Genomic DNA, 17362 nt, shown 5'->3' on the forward strand with positions numbered 1-17362 from the left:
AGCTAAGGAATTGAGATGTCAACTGAGATAAAAGCCCCCGTTTTCCCTGAGTCGGTCGCAGAAGGGACCGTAGCAACCTGGCACAAACAGCCGGGCGAGGCGTGCTCACGTGATGACCTGATTGTCGATATTGAAACCGACAAAGTCGTTCTGGAAGTTGTTGCACCGGCCGACGGTGTGATTGAAGAAATCGTTAAAAACGAAGGCGACACTGTAGAAAGTGGTGAGGTCGTTGGCACCTTCAAAGAAGGCGCCAAAGGCGAAGCTCCTGCTGCGGAAAGCAAGGAAGACAGTGCGGAATCCAGCTCTGAAGACAGTGAAGCCAAAGAAGAGAAGGAAAAGAAAGGTTCTGACGAACCGATTCTCAGCCCTGCTGCGCGCAAGTTGGCCGATGAGAATGATGTCGAGCCCAGCGCTGTAAAAGGCACGGGTAAAGATGGGCGAGTCACCAAAGAAGACGTTCAGAATCATATTGATAGCGCCAAGTCTTCAGGCGGTTCCTCAAAAGAGTCTTCTGCATCCGGCATGCCTGAAGTGAATGTGGCTGCAGGCGAGCGCCCGGAAAAGCGCGTCCCCATGACCCGCCTGCGCGCCAGTATTGCCAAGCGACTTGTCAATGCGCAGCAGACAGCCGCCATGCTCACGACCTTCAATGAGGTCGACATGGGGCCGATTATGGAGATGCGTAAGCAATACCAGGAAAGCTTCGTGAAGCGCCATGATATCAAGCTGGGCTTTATGTCCTTCTTTGCCAAGGCAGCCACCGAAGCCCTGAAGCGCTTCCCTGCGGTGAACGCCTCTATCGACGGTAACGACATGGTTTATCATGGTTACCAGGACATCGGTGTTGCAGTCTCCACAGACCGTGGGCTGGTGGTACCCGTCGTGCGTGATGTAGACGCCCTCGGCCTTGCCGATATTGAAAAGAGTATTGTTGAGTACGGTACAAAAGCGAAAGATGGCAAGCTGGCTATTGAAGACATGACCGGCGGTACCTTCACCATCACCAACGGCGGTATTTTTGGATCGCTTCTGTCTACACCGATACTGAACCCGCCACAAACGGCTATTCTGGGTATGCATAAAATCCAGGAGCGTCCCATGGCGGTGAATGGCAAGGTTGAAATTCGTCCGATGATGTACCTTGCCTTGTCTTATGACCACCGCATGGTCGACGGCAAGGAAGCGGTTCAGTTCCTTGTGGCCATCAAGGAGATGCTTGAAGACCCGGCGCGTATTCTGCTGGATGTCTGAGCTGATATTTACCGAACCGGAAAACAGGATCAAATATGTCTGATAAGTACGACGTAATTGTTATTGGCGCAGGGCCAGGTGGCTATGTTGCAGCCATCAAGGCAGCGCAGTTGGGCCTGAAAACCGCGTGTGTCGAATCGTGGACCTCCGAGGATGGCAAAAGTCAGGTGCTGGGTGGCACCTGTCTTAACGTAGGTTGTATTCCGTCCAAAGCGTTACTGGAGATTTCTCATAAATTTGAGGAAGCGAGTAACGATTATGAGATGCAGGGCATCATCGCTAAAGATGTAAAAATTGATGTAGCGAAGATGATGGAGCGTAAGCTTGGCATGGTTAAACAGCTGACCGGTGGTATTGCCGGACTGTTCAAGGCCAATGGCGTTACCTCCATTCACGGCCATGGCAAGCTGCTGGCTAACCGTCAGGTGGAAGTAACGGACAAAGACGGTAAGACCAAGACATACGAGGCGGAAAACGTCGTTATCGCAACGGGCTCGAAGCCTATTGAGATACCACCCGCGCCGATGACGGAAGGCCACATTGTCGACTCCGAAGGGGCACTGGAATTTGAAGAAGTGCCCAAGCGTCTGGGCGTGATCGGTGCCGGCGTGATCGGACTTGAGCTGGGCAGCGTCTGGGCGCGTCTGGGCGCTGAAGTGACGATGCTTGAGGCACAGGATACCTTCCTGCCTGCAGTAGACCAGCAGGTGGCCAAAGAAGCGCTTAAGCAGTACCGTAAACAAGGCCTGGATATTGTACTCGGTGGCCGTGTCACCGGTGCCGAGGTCAAGCGTAAGCTTGTAAATGTGAGCTACGAAGACAGCGAAGGCAAACAAGAGCTGAAGGTCGATAAGCTGATTGTCGCCGTTGGCCGCCGGCCATTAACGGACAATCTGCTGGCTGCGGATTCAGGTGTCAGCCTGGACGAGCGTGGCTTTATCTTTGTTGATGATCAGTGCAAAACCGAAGCCCCTGGCGTCTGGGCAGTTGGTGACGTGGTTCGTGGGCCTATGCTGGCACACAAGGCCATGGAAGAAGGCGTTATGGTTGTGGAGCGTATTGCCGGGAAGAAGCCCCAGGTTAATTACGACTGCATACCTAACGTGATTTACACCTCTCCGGAAGTTGCCTGGGTAGGCAAGACCGAGGAGCAGCTGAAGACGGAAGGCGAAGCCTATAAAGTAGGCACGTTCCCGTTTGCCGCTAACGGGCGCGCCATGGCTGCAAACTCGACGGCTGGCCTGGTGAAGATTATTGCAGACGAGAAGACCGATCGGATTCTCGGTTTTCATGTTGTAGGGCCCCAGGCATCTGAAATTGTCGCCCAGGGCGTTATTGCCATGGAGTTTGGCTCCAGTGCAGAAGACCTGGCACTGACCTGCTTTGCACACCCGACTCTCTCTGAGTCTGTGCATGAAGCAGCTTTGGCCGTTGACGGCGGTGCAATTCATATTGCGAACCGTCGTAAAAAGAAGTAACGCAAACCAGGATACAGGGGCGCCCGCTATGGCGCCCCTTTGCCATTAAAAGAACCGGATTCGCGTCTTGTGCTCTCCGTTCGGGGAGCTGCGGGTCCTCTTCCGTACGTGGTTATCCTCCATCAAATAGCGGGACATAAACTATGAACTTGCATGAATATCAGGGCAAACAGCTTTTTGCTGAATATGGCTTGCCTGTATCCCAGGGCATTGCCTGTGATACTCCGGATGAAGCAGTAGCCGCTGCAGAAAAAATCGGTGGTGACGGCTGGGTGGTAAAAGCTCAGGTACACGCCGGTGGCCGTGGTAAGGCAGGTGGCGTAAAGCTGGTCAAGAACACTGACGACATCCGCGCCTTTGCGGAACAGTGGCTGGGCAAGCAACTGGTCACTTTCCAGACTGATGAGAACGGTCAGCCGGTCAGCAAAATTCTGGTTGAGTCTTTGACGGATATCGATCAGGAGCTGTACCTGGGCGCTGTTGTTGACCGTGGTACTCGCCGCATTGTTTTCATGGCGTCTACAGAAGGCGGTGTTGAAATTGAAACAGTTGCGGAAGAAACACCCGAAAAAATTCTGAAGGCTGAGATCGACCCGCTGGTCGGCCCGCAGCCATACCAGGGCCGCGAACTGGCGTTCAAGCTGGGCCTTGAGGGCAAGCAGATTGGTCAGTTTACGAAGATCTTTCTGGGTCTGGCCAAAATGTTCGAAGACTATGACCTGGCACTGATGGAAATCAACCCGCTGGTCATCACTCCGGAAGGTGATCTGCACTGCCTGGACGCCAAGATTGGCGCAGACAGCAACGCCCTGTACCGCCAGAAGAAATTGCAGGAAATGCGTGATCCTTCGCAGGAAGATGCCCGTGAAGCGGAAGCAGCAGCCTGGGAGCTCAACTACGTTGCGCTGGATGGCAATATCGGCTGCATGGTAAACGGCGCAGGTCTGGCCATGGGCACCATGGACATTATCAAACTGTCCGGCGGTGAACCTGCCAACTTCCTGGACGTTGGTGGCGGTGCGACCAAAGAGCGCGTATCGGAAGCGTTCAAGATTATCCTGTCTGACGATGCAGTGCAGGCGGTACTGGTTAACATCTTCGGTGGTATCGTCCGCTGCGACATGATTGCAGAAGGCATCATCGGTGCAGTCAAAGAAGTTGGTGTAAAAGTGCCCGTGGTTGTGCGTCTTGAAGGTAACAACGCTGACGTGGGTTCAAAGGTATTGGCTGACAGTGACCTGAACATCATTGCGGCCAGCAGTCTGGCTGATGCTGCAGAGCAAGTCGTTAAAGCCGCAGGGGGTAAATAATGAGCATCCTGATTAATAAAGACACGAAGGTAATCTGCCAGGGCTTTACCGGCGCGCAGGGTACATTCCACTCTGAGCAGGCTATCGAATACGGCACCAAAATGGTCGGTGGCGTGAGCCCGGGCAAAGGTGGAACTGAACACCTTGGTCTGCCCGTGTTTAACACAGTACGGGAAGCCGTGGAGCAGACGGGCGCGGAAGCCTCAGTCATTTACGTTCCGGCTCCGTTCTGTAAGGACGCCATCATTGAAGCGGCCGATGCCGGTATCGAGCTGATCGTCTGTATCACTGAAGGTATTCCGACCATCGATATGCTGTACGCCAAAGAGTATGTTGACAGCAAAGGCGTGCGCATGATCGGGCCCAACTGCCCGGGTGTTATCACTCCGGGAGAAACAAAGATCGGCATTCAGCCGGGCCATATTCACAAGCCAGGCAAGGTCGGCATCGTATCCCGTTCGGGCACCCTGACTTACGAAGCGGTTAAGCAGACAACAGACTTTGGTTACGGCCAGTCGACGTGTGTTGGTATTGGCGGCGACCCGATCCCGGGCTCCAGCTTTATCGACATCCTGCAGTTGCTGCAGGACGACGCCCAGACCGAAGCGATCGTAATGATTGGTGAAATTGGCGGTACTGCGGAAGAAGAAGCCGCAGCCTTCATCAAAGAGAATGTTACCAAGCCTGTGGTTGCCTACATTGCCGGTGTTACCGCACCTCCGGGCAAACGTATGGGACACGCAGGTGCCATTATCTCTGGTGGTAAAGGCACCGCAGACGAAAAGTTTGCTGCTTTGAACGACGCCGGTGTTAAAACCGTGCGCAGTCTGGCCGAAATTGGCAAGGCTCTGAAGGAAGTAACCGGCTGGTAAGCTGGTTTCTTTCCGGAAACCCCCGCTTCTGTTCTGCAGAGCGGGGGTTTTTTATTTATAATGCCTGTTCGCCTGATCTATCATAGGCGAGTCCCTATTCAATAGAAGGAGTTTGTGCTTTGAGTTCTGTAGATTCCCAGCAACGGGTTTTGTCCGGTATGCGTCCAACCGGCAAGCTGCACCTAGGTCATTATCACGGTGTGCTGAAAAACTGGGTGAAACTCCAGCACGAATTCGAGTGCTTCTTTTTTATCGCCGACTGGCATGCGCTGACCACCCAGTATGATGATCCGTCCGGTATTAAAGACAGTGTCTGGGACATGGTCATCGACTGGCTTGCCTCAGGCGTAAACCCGGGCTCGTCCACCATGTTCATACAGTCGCAGGTACCTGAGCACGCGGAGCTGCACCTTTTATTGTCCATGATTACGCCTTTGGGCTGGCTTGAGCGCACGCCTACCTATAAGGACCAGCAGGAAAAACTGCGGGAAAAGGACCTGGCAACCTACGGCTTTCTGGGGTATCCGCTGCTGATGTCTTCAGACATCCTGATGTATCGGGCGGGTAGGGTGCCTGTCGGCGCAGACCAGGTCTCGCACGTAGAAATTACCCGGGAGATTGCCCGCCGTTTCAATCATGTATATGGCCGGGAACCCGGGTTTGAAGAACAGTCAGAAGCTGCGATTGTAAAAATGGGCAAGAAAAACGCCAAACTGTATCGCACGCTCAAAAAGCGCTACCAGGAAGAAGGCGATATGGACGCGCTGGAGACAGCCCGTGCCCTTCTGATGGAGCAACAAAATATCTCTATTGGGGATCGTGAGCGCCTGTACGGCTATATAGAAGGTGGCGGCAAGATCATATTACCCGAGCCACACCCACTGCTTACGCCCGACTCGAAAATGCCGGGGCTTGATGGTCACAAGATGTCCAAGTCCTATAACAACTACATAGGCTTGCGGGAAGAACCGGATAGCGTGGTGCAGAAAATCCGTACCATGCAGACAGACCCCCAGCGCATTCGCCGGACTGATCCGGGGGAGCCGGAGAAGTGCCCGGTGTGGGGACTGCATCAGGTGTACTCTGATAAAGAAACCAGGGACTGGGTAGAAACTGGCTGCCGTAACGCCGGCATTGGCTGTCTTGAGTGCAAAAAACCGTTGATTGATTCGGTGCTGGAAGAACAGCGTCCACTACGTGAGCGGGCGGTTGAATACGAAAACAGCCCCGATCTGGTGTACTCCATTCTTCAGGAGGGGCGTGAACGCGCCAGAGACGCAGCACGGGATACACTGGAAGAAGTTCGGTCAGCAATGGGTCTGAACTATCGATAAGCAGGAAGAAGTGCCGGTGGCGCGGGTTTCCGGGAAAGAGGTTGTCGACCTTCCCAGTGACCTGTACATCCCACCGGATGCACTTGCGGTATTCCTGGAGGCCTTTGAGGGGCCTCTGGATCTGTTGTTGTATCTGATACGGCGCCAGAATATGGACATTCTGGATATAGACGTGAGTGAAATAACCCAACAGTACATGGAATACATCGGGGCTGTTGAGGCCATGCGCTTTGAGTTGGCTGCGGAATACCTGGTTATGGCGGCAACGCTTGCGGAAATCAAATCCCGTATGTTGTTGCCAAGCCATGAGTCCGAGGATGAGGACGAAGTGGATCCCCGGGCCGAGCTGATTCGCCGTCTGCAACAATATGAGCGTTTTAAGCAAGCTGCAGAAGATATTGACAGTTTACCGCGTATGGAGCGCGACACGTTTTCTGCCTCTGCAGACCTGCCCCGGTTGCCGTCAACACAGGTTCACCCGGACGTTGATATGCGGGACCTGCTGCTTGCTCTGCAGGGCGTGCTCAAGCGTGCCGATCTGTTCACCAGTCATCAGGTGGAAAAAGAGCGGTTGTCCACCCGCGAGCGAATGTCCGCCATTTTATCGCAGTTACAGGGCGAGGCGTTTGTTACGTTTCAGAGCCTCTTCTCTTATGAGGAAGGGCGCCTGGGGGTAGTCGTCACGTTTCTGGCGACACTGGAACTGGTAAAAGAACAACTGATCGACGTGGTTCAGACAGACGTAATGGGCCCGATCCATGTGCGTGCAAGAACAGCACATCACGAGGCTTCTGCTCAGGCTGATGGGGAGCCATCATGAGTGAAGAACAGCTTGAGAAGATTCGGATGATTGTCGAGGCTGCCTTGTTGGCAGCGGGTAAACCCCTTTCCCTTGATGAAATCAGGAGTGTGTTTACCGAGGATGAGCGCCCCGCCCGGAAGGACATGGAGCATGTGATGGTGCTGCTGGAAAAAGCCTGCTTGGGGCGTGGATTTGAGTTGGTTAAAGTGGCCAGCGGTTATCGTCTTCAGGTGCGTGAAGAGTTTACGCCCTGGGTCAGTCGTTTGTTTGAAGAGAAGCCCCAGAAATACTCAAGGGCGTTGCTCGAGACCCTGGCTTTGATTGCCTATCGGCAGCCGATTACGCGAGGCGAAATAGAAGAAGTTCGGGGTGTTGCGGTAAGCAGCAATATCATCCGCACCCTTGTTGAGCGAGAGTGGGTACGGATCGTCGGCCACCGTGATGTTCCGGGACGGCCGGCCATGTATGCAACCACCCGGAAATTTCTCGATTACTTCAATTTGTCCGGTCTGGATCAGCTTCCTCCTCTCTCGGAAATCCGGGATCTGGAAGAAATCGGGCGGGAGATAGAAAAAAATATTCAATCATCAGCTCAGACAATTCACTGACACCGTTCTGGTATCAGTTAGCATTTAAGGATCAGGTATATGGCGGATACAGCCACTAATGAGGGCCCTGAAAGGGTTCAAAAACTTCTTGCCCGTGCAGGAGTGGGTTCGCGCCGGGAGGTTGAAGGCTGGATGGAAGCAGGGCGCCTTACCGTTAATGGTCACACGGTTTCACCGGGACAGAAAGCAACGGTCAGTGACAGGTTTGAGCTGGATGGCAAGCAGCTGGACGTTGCGTCTGCAGCGGTAACCGTGCGTCGGGTTCTCATTTATAACAAGCCCGAAGGTGAGGTGAACACCCGCAAAGACCCGGAAGGGCGTCCCACGGTATTTGACCGACTGCCAAGGCTGAAAGACAACCGCTGGATTTCCATTGGCCGCCTGGATATCAACACTACGGGCCTGGTTCTGTTCACCACAGATGGCGAGCTTGCCAACCGCCTCATGCACCCCTCAAGTCAGATTGACCGCGAATACGCAGTCAGGGTATTCGGGGAGGTGGACGAAGCCATGATTGAACGCCTGAAAGCCGGTGTATTGCTTGAAGATGGTATGGCCAAATTCAGCGATATCAGCCCTGCAGGCGGTAGCGGAATGAACCGCTGGTTCCACGTTACCTTGCTTGAAGGTCGTAACCGTGAAGTGCGGCGTTTGTGGGAATCGCAGGGGGTGCGTGTGAGTCGCCTCAAACGGGTAAGGTACGGGCCGGTGTTTTTACCCAGCCGCCTGACGCTGGGCAAATGGGAGGAGCTGGACCAGAAGGCGGTTAATACTCTCAGCCGTACTGTAGGTCTGGCAACCCTGGATATACCGCAAAAAACGCCGGATGAGCGTGCCTCCCAGGAGCGGCAGCGAAAGAAAAGCCCGGGAGGCGGCAGAAAGCCTGGCGCCCGGCGCTGGGATGTCAGTGACACCGGGCCCGCCCGTAAAAAGGGGGCCGACAAGTCGCGCGGTGGCAGTGACAGACCCCAAAAAAGAAAGGGTTCACCTCGCAAGTAACAGGCTCAAAGTGGGTGGCCGGGGCAAGGGTTTGGCCTGGCTGCTTAACGAATACCAGCAAAGACTCTGGTGCAGTTTCTGCCTTCGCGTTTTGCAATGTAGAGAGCTTGATCGGCGCGTGTTTTCCATTGATCAGCGCCTTCATCCGGCAAGTACCGGGCAACACCGCAACTAATCGTTACGGAAAGCTTGCTGTCGCCGCAGTCTATGGATATGGCAGCCACCGCTGTCCGTATCCGCTCGGCTACGGCTTTCGCTTCCCGCTCACCCGTATGGGGAAGCAGAACGGCAAACTCTTCACCTCCGAATCGATAAACTGTATCAGAATTCCTGACCGCACCTTCAAGCGCTTCTGCGGTCAGTCGCAAAAGGTGATCGCCCACCACATGACCATGCTGGTCATTTACGTTTTTGAAACGGTCAAGATCGCACAGAATTAACGAGTAGTCTCCGCCATGCCTGTTTGCCAGCATGCTTGCCCGTTGTAATTGTTCATCCATAGCCCGCTTATTGGGGACAGAGGTCAGGGCGTCAGTAAGAGCTGCCTGCTCTATGGTCATGTAATGGCAGGCGTTGCGCAATGGAAGGATGGCAGCACTGATGACCATCTCAATGCCCTCCAGCTCGTCTTCTGAAAAAGCCTTGCGGCGCTTGAGTGTCAGGATTCCATAATTGACGCCTTCCAGGTTCAGACGGTATTCACAACTGTGAGGCCCACCGAGTCCGGTAGCATAAATAAAATCCCGGTCTGCAATCTGATGGCGATAGGTGAGGGAATCAAACGGGATAACATTACCCAGCTCTTCAGCGAGGATGCCCGTCAGCGTTTCCAGAGAAAGGCTGCTGGAAAGGCGGCGTGTAAGTCGGGTGAATGGGTCAGTGCTATGCGTCCACTCCTGGTGAGCCTGCCGTAGTATTGCCAGATCGTTTGGTTGGCTGATGGTTCGTGGAGTCGATGGAGTGTGTTTCACTGAGATTGTCTCTTTGGCAAGTTGGTCAAAATTGCAATAACCTTTGCAAGGCTCATGCCGGAAACGAAAATTATTCATCTTATCAATAGCTTGTGTATAATTGACGGGGTTCTAAGGTTCCGGCGGCCCGGGACAGGTCGTAACTGACAGAATACTGACGGTGCCTTCCCGGGGTGCAGGGGCTGGGGCTGACGAATCCCTGTGGTAAACTCCGGAACTTGTATTTACACCACCGTAAAAGTGAGCATGACACCCTATGACATTTCAGGCCCCGGAAAGCCTTTCTGAACAAATCGCTCAGCATCTGGGTCACAGGATTGTCACCCGGGAACTGGAGCCCGGAGTCCGGGTTCAGGAACTGAAGGTTGCCGGCGATCTCAATGTGAGTCGGGGTTCTGTGCGAGAAGCTTTGTTAATTCTCAAACGCCGGCATCTGGTGGATATTTTTCCGCGTCGGGGGGCTGTTGTATCCAGTTTGACGGTTGCCAGCGTTAACAACCTGTATGACGTCTACATTAACCTGCTGTGCATGCTTGCCCGTAAGGTGCTTGAGCGTTGGGCAAGTGATGAGCTGGGCGGCGTACTGAGTCGGGTTCGCGAAGTAGAGGCCGTCATTCAGGCGTTAAACTCAACCGGCCCGGATGCAGCTGAGCGAGTGATTGATGCCGGTTTTGGTGTTGTGCGTTACGCTTACGGCCTGGTTGAGAACCCGTTTCTCGAAGAAACCCTGGAAAACTTCCGGCCGGCAATCAGCCGTACCTGCTTTCTTGCCCTGGAAAATTTTCAGGAAGGCATAGACGAAACCGCCGTCTTTTTTCAACGCCTGGGTGCAGCCGCGCAAAGCGGCGACGCAAAATGTCTACAGTCAGCCATACAGGCATTCGGCGAATATCAGCGCCAGCAGGTGCTAAGCACTCTTATGGAGGAGAGCGCATGATATGCGCCTGAAGTCCATCAAACTTGCAGGGTTCAAGTCCTTTGTTGACCCTACCACCGTTCCATTCCCCACCAATATGACTGCCGTGGTGGGCCCTAATGGTTGCGGCAAATCCAATATTATTGATGCCGTGCGCTGGGTCATGGGTGAAAGTTCCGCGAAATACCTGCGTGGCGAGTCCATGACCGATGTTATCTTTAATGGCTCCAGCGCTCGCAAGCCGGTGGGGCAGGCTTCTATCGAGCTGGTCTTTGATAACAGTGATGGGTCGGCACCCGGTGAGTTTGTGCAGTTCAACGAAATTTCCGTGCGCCGCCGGGTGTCCCGTGAAGGGCAGTCTGACTACTTTCTTAACGGTGCCAAGTGCCGTCGTCGGGACATTACCGGCCTGTTCCTGGGCACCGGCCTGGGCCCGCGCAGCTATGCCATTATCGAACAGGGGATGATTTCACGGCTGATTGAAGCCAAGCCGGAAGAACTGCGGGTTTATATTGAGGAAGCCGCGGGGATATCCAAGTACAAGGAACGGCGGCGGGAGACAGAAAACCGGATGCGCCGCACCCAGGAAAACCTCGAGCGCCTGACGGACCTCCGGGAAGAGCTGGGGCGCCAGTTGCAACACCTGGAACGGCAAGCCGCTGCGGCAGAAAAGTACAAGACCCTGAAACAAGAGGAACGCCAGAAGAAGGCCGAACTGACGGTTTTGCGTTGGCAGTCACTCGACAACGATCTTCATAGCTGGCGCAGTCGTATTCGTGAAACCGAGCTTGAGCTTGAAAAGCTGCTCACCGAGCGAATCAGCCTTGAAACCGGCCTCGAGTCCCTGCGGGACAGTCATCACGAGCGTACCGAACATTTCAACCGGGCCCAGGCCCGCTATTATGAAGCCGGTGCCGACATCGCCCGTATTGAGCAGAGCCTTGAGCATCAACAGGAACGTAGCCGGCAGACAGCAGCAGAGCTCGACCAGGCAATGGCCAGCGAAAAGGAGTTGGCGCGGGAGCTGAGTCTGGATCAGGACAAGCTAGAGCACATTCAGGAAGAGCTGGAAATGCTTGAGCCTGAGCAGGAGTCGCTGACTCTTCAGACTGAAGAATCAGGCGAAAAACTCCAGCTGGCGGAAGAAGCCATGGCGGAATGGCAGCAGCACTGGGAAGAATTCAGCTCACGCTCTGCTGATGCCCGCCGCGAGGCTGAGCTTGCACAATCGCGTATCCGGTCATTGGAGGAAGCGATAGAACAGTTAATGACACGCCAGCGTAAGCTCAACGAGGAGCAAACGCAGCTGAACGCTCAGGTAGACCGCTCGGAACTGGAAGATCTGCGAGAGCAGGAGGAAGTTCTCAATCTGCAACGGGAAGAGGCATCCGAACGCATTGAGAGGGTTCAGGAGGAACTCCGGAATGCGCGGCATAGTCAGCGTGAAACCGAACATAAGCTGGCGCAGGCTCAGCAGCGAGTGCAGAGCCTGCAAGCAGCACTGGAATCCCAGCAATCCCTGTTATCCGAGCAGATGGGCGGACACAATAACGCTCTGCAGTCCTGGCTCGCGGAACATGGGCTTGGCGAGCTTCCCCGTCTTGCAGGCGAGCTGGAAATAGAGTCCGGATGGGAGTTTGCGCTGGAGCAGGTGATCGGCCGTTTCAGCCAGGGGCTTCTGGCTCCGGACCTGGGGGCGCTTTCCCGGGCTGTGCAGACAGCACCTGAAGGGCTGGTTCTGGTTGCATCACCTACGGATGCAGAAACAGAGTCGGCAGCCGGGGAGCTGGCAGCCAAGGTAACCGGGATCGGTCCGCTCAGGTCCTTGCTGGCGGGGATCGATACGGCGGAGTCTGTGCACGAAGCCATGGCACAGCGGGAGTATCTGGAAGAAGGCCAGAGCCTGATTACCCGTGAAGGAGTCTGGGTTGCACGGGGCTGGGTGCTGATGCCGGATTCTGATACCGGCCAGGTTGGCGTTATCGAGCGACAGAAAAAAGTCTCTGAGCTGACCGGGCAGCTGGCGCTGGCAGAAGAAAATCTGGAAGAAGTGAAAGCCGTTAGCGAAACACTTCAGGAGCGAACTGAAAGGGCTGAGGCAGATAAAGAGGACGCTCAGGCCCGATTAAGCGAAACAGACCGCAAGCTCAGCAAACTGGCCTCCGACATCAGTGGTCTCAGTGCCCGTGCCGAGCAGATAGAGGCACGGCTTGCACAGATTCACGAAGATGTATCAGACATAACACAGCGCCTGGAGACCCATCAGGAAGATCTTGGCATTACCCGGGAGGAATGGCAGCAGGCACTGGCGTTGACCGAAGACAGTGATGAGGAAAAAGAGCGCTTGCTCGAACAGCGGGACACGCTGAGAGAGAGGCTGGATGGCCTGCGCCAGCAAGCCCGTCACGACCGGGATCACGCACATCAGTTGCAGTTACAGTTGCAGACACTCACCAGTCAGCGGGAGGCTCTGAGTCAGACCCTCGACCGCTCCCGGTTGCAGAAAGAGCGACTGGAAGAGCGCCTGGAAATGCTCAGAGAATCGCGTGAAAGTGCTGAAGAACCCATTGAAGATCTTCAGATGCAGCTTGAAGGGCTGCTTGATCGCCGTGTAGCGGAAGAGGAGAAGCTTGGCCAGGCCCGGGATGCTCTGGAGGAAATTGACCGTGATGTGCGGGAAAAAGAGCAGGGCAGAAGCCGCACAGATCAACGGATTCAGGAAGTCCGTGCAACCCTGGAAAAACTGAAAATGGAATCTCAGGCGCTCGAGATCCGTTCTGGTAATCATCTTGAGCAGCTTGAAGAGCTCGATGTAAAACTACAGGACGTGTTATCACAGTTGCCTGACAATGCCAGTCAGGAAGAATGGGCTGACGAGCTGGAAAAAATTGGAAGAAGGGTTCAGCGACTGGGCGCCATTAACCTGGCCGCGATTGAGGAGTACCAGGTTCAGAGTGAGCGGAAAACCTATCTCGACAGTCAGTACGATGACCTGACCGAGGCGCTTGAAACCCTGGATGCGGCCATCCGGAAAATCGACCGTGAGACCCGCCAGCGCTTCCGCGAAACCTTTGATCAGGTAAACAGCGGCCTTCAGGCACTGTTCCCGAAAGTGTTTGGTGGGGGTAACGCGTCACTGGAACTGACCGGCGAAGACCTTCTGGAAACCGGTGTCGCCATTATGGCCCGCCCCCCGGGGAAAAAGAACAGCACCATTCATCTGTTGTCCGGTGGCGAGAAAGCGCTGACTGCCATCGCACTGGTATTCTCCATTTTTCAGCTTAACCCGGCGCCCTTCTGTATGCTTGATGAGGTTGATGCGCCTCTGGATGATGCGAACGTAGGCCGCTACGCCAACCTGGTTAAGGAAATGTCAAAACAGGTACAATTTATTTATATAACCCATAACAAGATCGCCATGGAAATGGCCGATCAACTGATGGGGGTTACGATGCACGAGCCCGGATGTTCGCGCTTGGTAACGGTCGATGTGGAGGAAGCCGCAGCACTGGCCGAGGCGTAAAAAACAACGGCTCAGAAAATCATCAACCATGACAAAAAGGCCATGTGAAGCGGCTTTGCGTTGTATTCAGGCCGTGCTTTTTTTAGAGTATCACGCGGAGCCCCCAATTCGCTCCCGGATCTGATCTGTAAACAGGACAGCAGAATTATGTCACTAAGGGAATGGTTAATAGCCATCGGTACCCTGGTTATCATCGGTATTGTCATTGACGGTTTAAGACGTATGCATCGTGCCCGCAAGGAGTCCAGTGCGATTTCTTCCGGAATGGGTGCCGATGATCTGCAAGAGTCGTCGCCACTGGATGACGACCATAACCCTGAGCTTCCGAACGGTGGAGCGAGGAGCATATCAAAAGATTCTCTGGAGGAGCGTGGCTACGTTCGACGTGCAGAAAAATCTTCTGCCCGCACGCCGCAACAGAAGCCGACCCGACCCGTGCACGAGCCTGCCCGCGCCCCCTCTTTTGTCGAAGAAGAGGGCGGAGCAACTGGCTTTGATGACGAGGTTGAAACTGAAGAAACGGGCCTTTCTTCTTTCCAGGAGAACGAACCCATCGCCGATACCGGCTGGGGCGCAGAAAGTGAGGACCCGGAGTTCCCGGAAGAAAATTCGGACGAGCCGGTAAATGTTGAAGAAGATACCGCCCGGCGCGAGCCCCTGGAAACAGGCCGGGAACAACCATTAGCTGGCGCTAACCGTCCCGAAGCCCGGGAAGTCATTGTGATTAACGTGCTTGCCCGCCAGGGAGAAGAGTTCAGTGGAACAGCATTACAGAAGCTGTTTGAAGCCTGTGGTCTGGAACACGGTGATATGAAGATTTACCATCGCCATGAAGCCGAGGACACCACAACACCGGTACAGTTCAGCGTTGCTAATGCTGTGGAACCAGGCACATTTGTGCCGGATAATGTTGCCGCTATGACAACACCGGGGATCAGCTTCTTTATGAGCCTGCCCGGGCCCACCAACGCCATGCAGGCGTTTGATTTCATGTATGAGACAGCACAGTGTGTTGTGCGCAACCTGGGCGGCGAGCTGAAGGATGAACGCCGCAGCGTTATGACAGCCCAGACAGTTGAACATTGCCGGCAACGTATACGTGAGTTTGAACGCAAACAGCGGTCCCCGCGCTACTGAGGCCACCGGGATCAGGACTGAAACAGCAATGCCCGGATCATTCCGGGCATTTTTTTGATAGCTGAGAGCACAGGTTTATGAGTGAAACATCACCGGATATCGTCAGGCGGGTAACCGAGCTGCGAACTGCCCTTGATGAACATAACTACCGGTATTATGTGCTCGATGATCCGGGGATTCCGGATGCTGAGTATGACCGGCTGTTCCGGGAATTGCAGGAACTGGAGGCAGAGAACCCGGAGCTGGCATCGGCTAACTCGCCCACGCAAAGAGTGGGAACCAAGGCAGAAACCAGTTTTGAAAAAGTGGTACACCGGCTGCCCATGCTGTCGCTGGATAACGCCTTCAGCGACGAAGAACTCCGTGATTTTGACCGCCGGGTGAAAGACCGCCTTAACGTTGAGACAGATGTTGAATACGTGTGTGAGCCCAAACTCGATGGGCTGGCCGTCAGTCTGCATTATGAGCAGGGTGCACTGACACGCGCGGCGACCCGGGGCGACGGCTATTCCGGTGAAGACATTACAGCAAACATCCGTACCATTCCGTCAGTACCCTTGCAGCTTCGGGGTGAGGATGTGCCTGACCTGGTAGAAATCCGGGGCGAAGTATATATGCCCAGAGCCGGTTTTGAGTCATTGAATACCCGACTCGCAGGGCAAGGTGAAAAAACCTTTGTAAACCCCAGGAATGCGGCGGCCGGAAGCCTGCGGCAGAAAAAGTCTACGGTTACCGCACGACGCCCTCTGGAAATGTGCGCATACAGTGTCGCAGTCACAGACGAAAGCCTGTTGCCGGACACCCAGTGGGAAAACCTGAAGCAGGTTGAACGCTGGGGGTTCCGGATAAACCCGGAGATGCGTATAGCCCATGGGGCAACAGAGTGCTTGCAGGCCTACCAGGAACTCATGGAAAAACGTGAGTCCCTGCCCTATGAAATTGACGGCATTGTTTTCAAGGTTAACCGTCTGGATCAGCAGCAGGCGCTGGGCTTTGTGTCCCGGGCGCCACGCTGGGCAATTGCCCAGAAGTTTCCTGCCAAGGAAGAGATGACGGTGATTGAAGATGTGGAGTTTCAGGTTGGGCGCACAGGCGCTGTAACCCCGGTTGCCCGCCTTAAACCCGTCTTTGTCGGTGGCGTTACGGTAAGTAATGCAACACTTCATAACATGGATGAAATCCGCCGTCTGGACGCCCGTATTGGCGACACCGTCTTTATTCGCCGGGCCGGTGATGTGATTCCGAAAGTTGTGAAAGTGGTGACAGAAAAGCGCCCGGAACACGCGCAACAGGTGGAGCTTCCCGGGCAGTGCCCGGTCTGTGGTTCAGACGTCATCCAGATTGAGGGCGAAGTTGTCGCCCGCTGCTCCGGTGGTTTGTTTTGCCCGGCCCAGAGAAAAGAGGCGATCCGCCATTATGCGTCCCGGAAAGCGATGGATATCGAAGGTCTGGGAGACAAGTGGATTGATATTCTTGTCGATGAGGGCCTGGTAAAAACCGTAGCGGATATTTACCGGTTGACCAAAAAACACCTGCTGCGCCTGGAGCGTATGGGTGAAAAATCCGCGGGTAACTTGCTTGACGCGATTGATGGCGCGCGCGAACCCGTACTGTGGCGTTTTCTGTACGCACTGGGTATCCGGGAAGTTGGTGAAGCGACGGCGAAATCTCTGGCGAGCCATTTTGGCACCCTTGAAGCCGTCGCGGAAGCAGATGAAGACGCGCTCATGGAAGTAACTGATGTTGGCCCGATTGTGGCCGGGCACATTCGCAGCTTTTTCGAGCAGCCCCATAACCGGGAAACTCTCGAAGCCTTACAAGAAGCAGGAGTGCGTTGGCAAGAAGAGGAGCGAGTTGCGGGTGACAGGCCGCTTCAGGGCCAAACCTGGGTACTGACCGGTACATTAGCGGAGCTGACCCGCAGTGATGCCCGGGAAAAACTGGAAGCCCTGGGGGCCAAAGTGGCCGGCAGTGTGTCCAAAAAGACAGCCTGTGTGGTGGCCGGCGAAGCTGCCGGCTCCAAACTGGCAAAAGCTGAGCAGCTGGGTATCAGGGTTCTCGACGAGCCGGCGTTACTGGAGATGCTGGCGGAGCATAACCTGATGTAACGTCGGGCGGGCCGGCGAATCTGCGAACTCGCGCAGATACCCCGTTTTCG

The 17362-nt window shown here is 54.8% G+C and carries 13 protein-coding genes; 12 read left to right on the plus strand and 1 reads right to left on the minus strand.

Annotated features, from left to right (window positions below; all coding sequences use genetic code 11):
- Positions 1-15 precede the first annotated feature (15 nt).
- The 8 genes from odhB (at position 16) to rluB (ending at position 8657) form a co-directional block, all read left to right on the plus strand.
- The gene (gene odhB / locus FFI95_RS06800) at positions 16-1254 is read left to right on the plus strand and encodes a 2-oxoglutarate dehydrogenase complex dihydrolipoyllysine-residue succinyltransferase (RefSeq protein ID WP_144821679.1); all 1239 of its coding nucleotides are present in this window, start codon (positions 16-18) and stop codon (positions 1252-1254) included.
- Positions 1255-1289: 35 nt separating this feature from the next.
- Positions 1290-2732 (plus strand): dihydrolipoyl dehydrogenase, encoded by a 1443-nt coding sequence (gene lpdA, locus FFI95_RS06805; protein ID WP_144821680.1) that lies wholly within the window; start codon positions 1290-1292, stop codon positions 2730-2732.
- 143 nt (positions 2733-2875) lie between these two features.
- The gene (sucC, locus tag FFI95_RS06810) at positions 2876-4042 is read left to right on the plus strand and encodes an ADP-forming succinate--CoA ligase subunit beta (RefSeq protein WP_144821681.1); all 1167 of its coding nucleotides are present in this window, start codon (positions 2876-2878) and stop codon (positions 4040-4042) included.
- Entirely contained in the window at positions 4042-4914 is an 873-nt protein-coding gene (gene sucD, locus FFI95_RS06815) for a succinate--CoA ligase subunit alpha (RefSeq protein WP_144821682.1), read from the plus strand. The genes sucC and sucD overlap by 1 nt, the downstream gene beginning before the upstream one ends.
- Before the next feature lie 119 nt (positions 4915-5033).
- Positions 5034-6248, plus strand: a complete 1215-nt coding sequence (locus tag FFI95_RS06820; protein ID WP_144821683.1) for a tryptophan--tRNA ligase — start codon at positions 5034-5036, stop codon at positions 6246-6248.
- Positions 6241-7068, plus strand: coding sequence for a segregation/condensation protein A (locus FFI95_RS06825; protein WP_144821684.1), 828 nt, complete (start codon positions 6241-6243; stop codon positions 7066-7068). The genes FFI95_RS06820 and FFI95_RS06825 overlap by 8 nt, the downstream gene beginning before the upstream one ends.
- Positions 7065-7658, plus strand: a complete 594-nt coding sequence (scpB, locus tag FFI95_RS06830; protein WP_144821685.1) for an SMC-Scp complex subunit ScpB — start codon at positions 7065-7067, stop codon at positions 7656-7658. Before FFI95_RS06825 ends, scpB begins: the two co-directional genes overlap by 4 nt.
- Before the next feature lie 39 nt (positions 7659-7697).
- Positions 7698-8657, plus strand: coding sequence for a 23S rRNA pseudouridine(2605) synthase RluB (rluB, locus tag FFI95_RS06835; RefSeq protein WP_144821686.1), 960 nt, complete (start codon positions 7698-7700; stop codon positions 8655-8657).
- A gap of 44 nt (positions 8658-8701) precedes the next feature.
- Here rluB and FFI95_RS06840 read toward each other — a convergent pair whose 3' ends face one another.
- Positions 8702-9628, minus strand: coding sequence for a GGDEF domain-containing protein (locus FFI95_RS06840; RefSeq protein ID WP_144821687.1), 927 nt, complete (start codon positions 9626-9628; stop codon positions 8702-8704).
- A 256-nt stretch (positions 9629-9884) separates the two neighbouring features.
- Here FFI95_RS06840 and FFI95_RS06845 point away from each other — a divergent pair, with 256 nt between their 5' ends.
- The 4 genes from FFI95_RS06845 (at position 9885) to ligA (ending at position 17312) form a co-directional block, all read left to right on the plus strand.
- Positions 9885-10565 (plus strand): GntR family transcriptional regulator, encoded by a 681-nt coding sequence (locus FFI95_RS06845; protein WP_144821688.1) that lies wholly within the window; start codon positions 9885-9887, stop codon positions 10563-10565.
- Between the two features lies 1 nt (position 10566).
- Positions 10567-14067 (plus strand): chromosome segregation protein SMC, encoded by a 3501-nt coding sequence (gene smc / locus FFI95_RS06850; RefSeq protein WP_144821689.1) that lies wholly within the window; start codon positions 10567-10569, stop codon positions 14065-14067.
- A gap of 147 nt (positions 14068-14214) precedes the next feature.
- Positions 14215-15204 (plus strand): cell division protein ZipA, encoded by a 990-nt coding sequence (gene zipA, locus FFI95_RS06855; RefSeq protein ID WP_144821690.1) that lies wholly within the window; start codon positions 14215-14217, stop codon positions 15202-15204.
- Positions 15205-15281: 77 nt separating this feature from the next.
- A complete protein-coding gene (gene ligA, locus FFI95_RS06860) occupies positions 15282-17312 on the plus strand; it encodes an NAD-dependent DNA ligase LigA (protein ID WP_144821691.1) in 2031 nt (676 codons plus the stop codon).
- Positions 17313-17362 lie beyond the last annotated feature (50 nt).

This window comes from Marinobacter piscis (genome assembly GCF_007671655.1).
GTDB lineage: Bacteria > Pseudomonadota > Gammaproteobacteria > Pseudomonadales > Oleiphilaceae > Marinobacter > Marinobacter piscensis.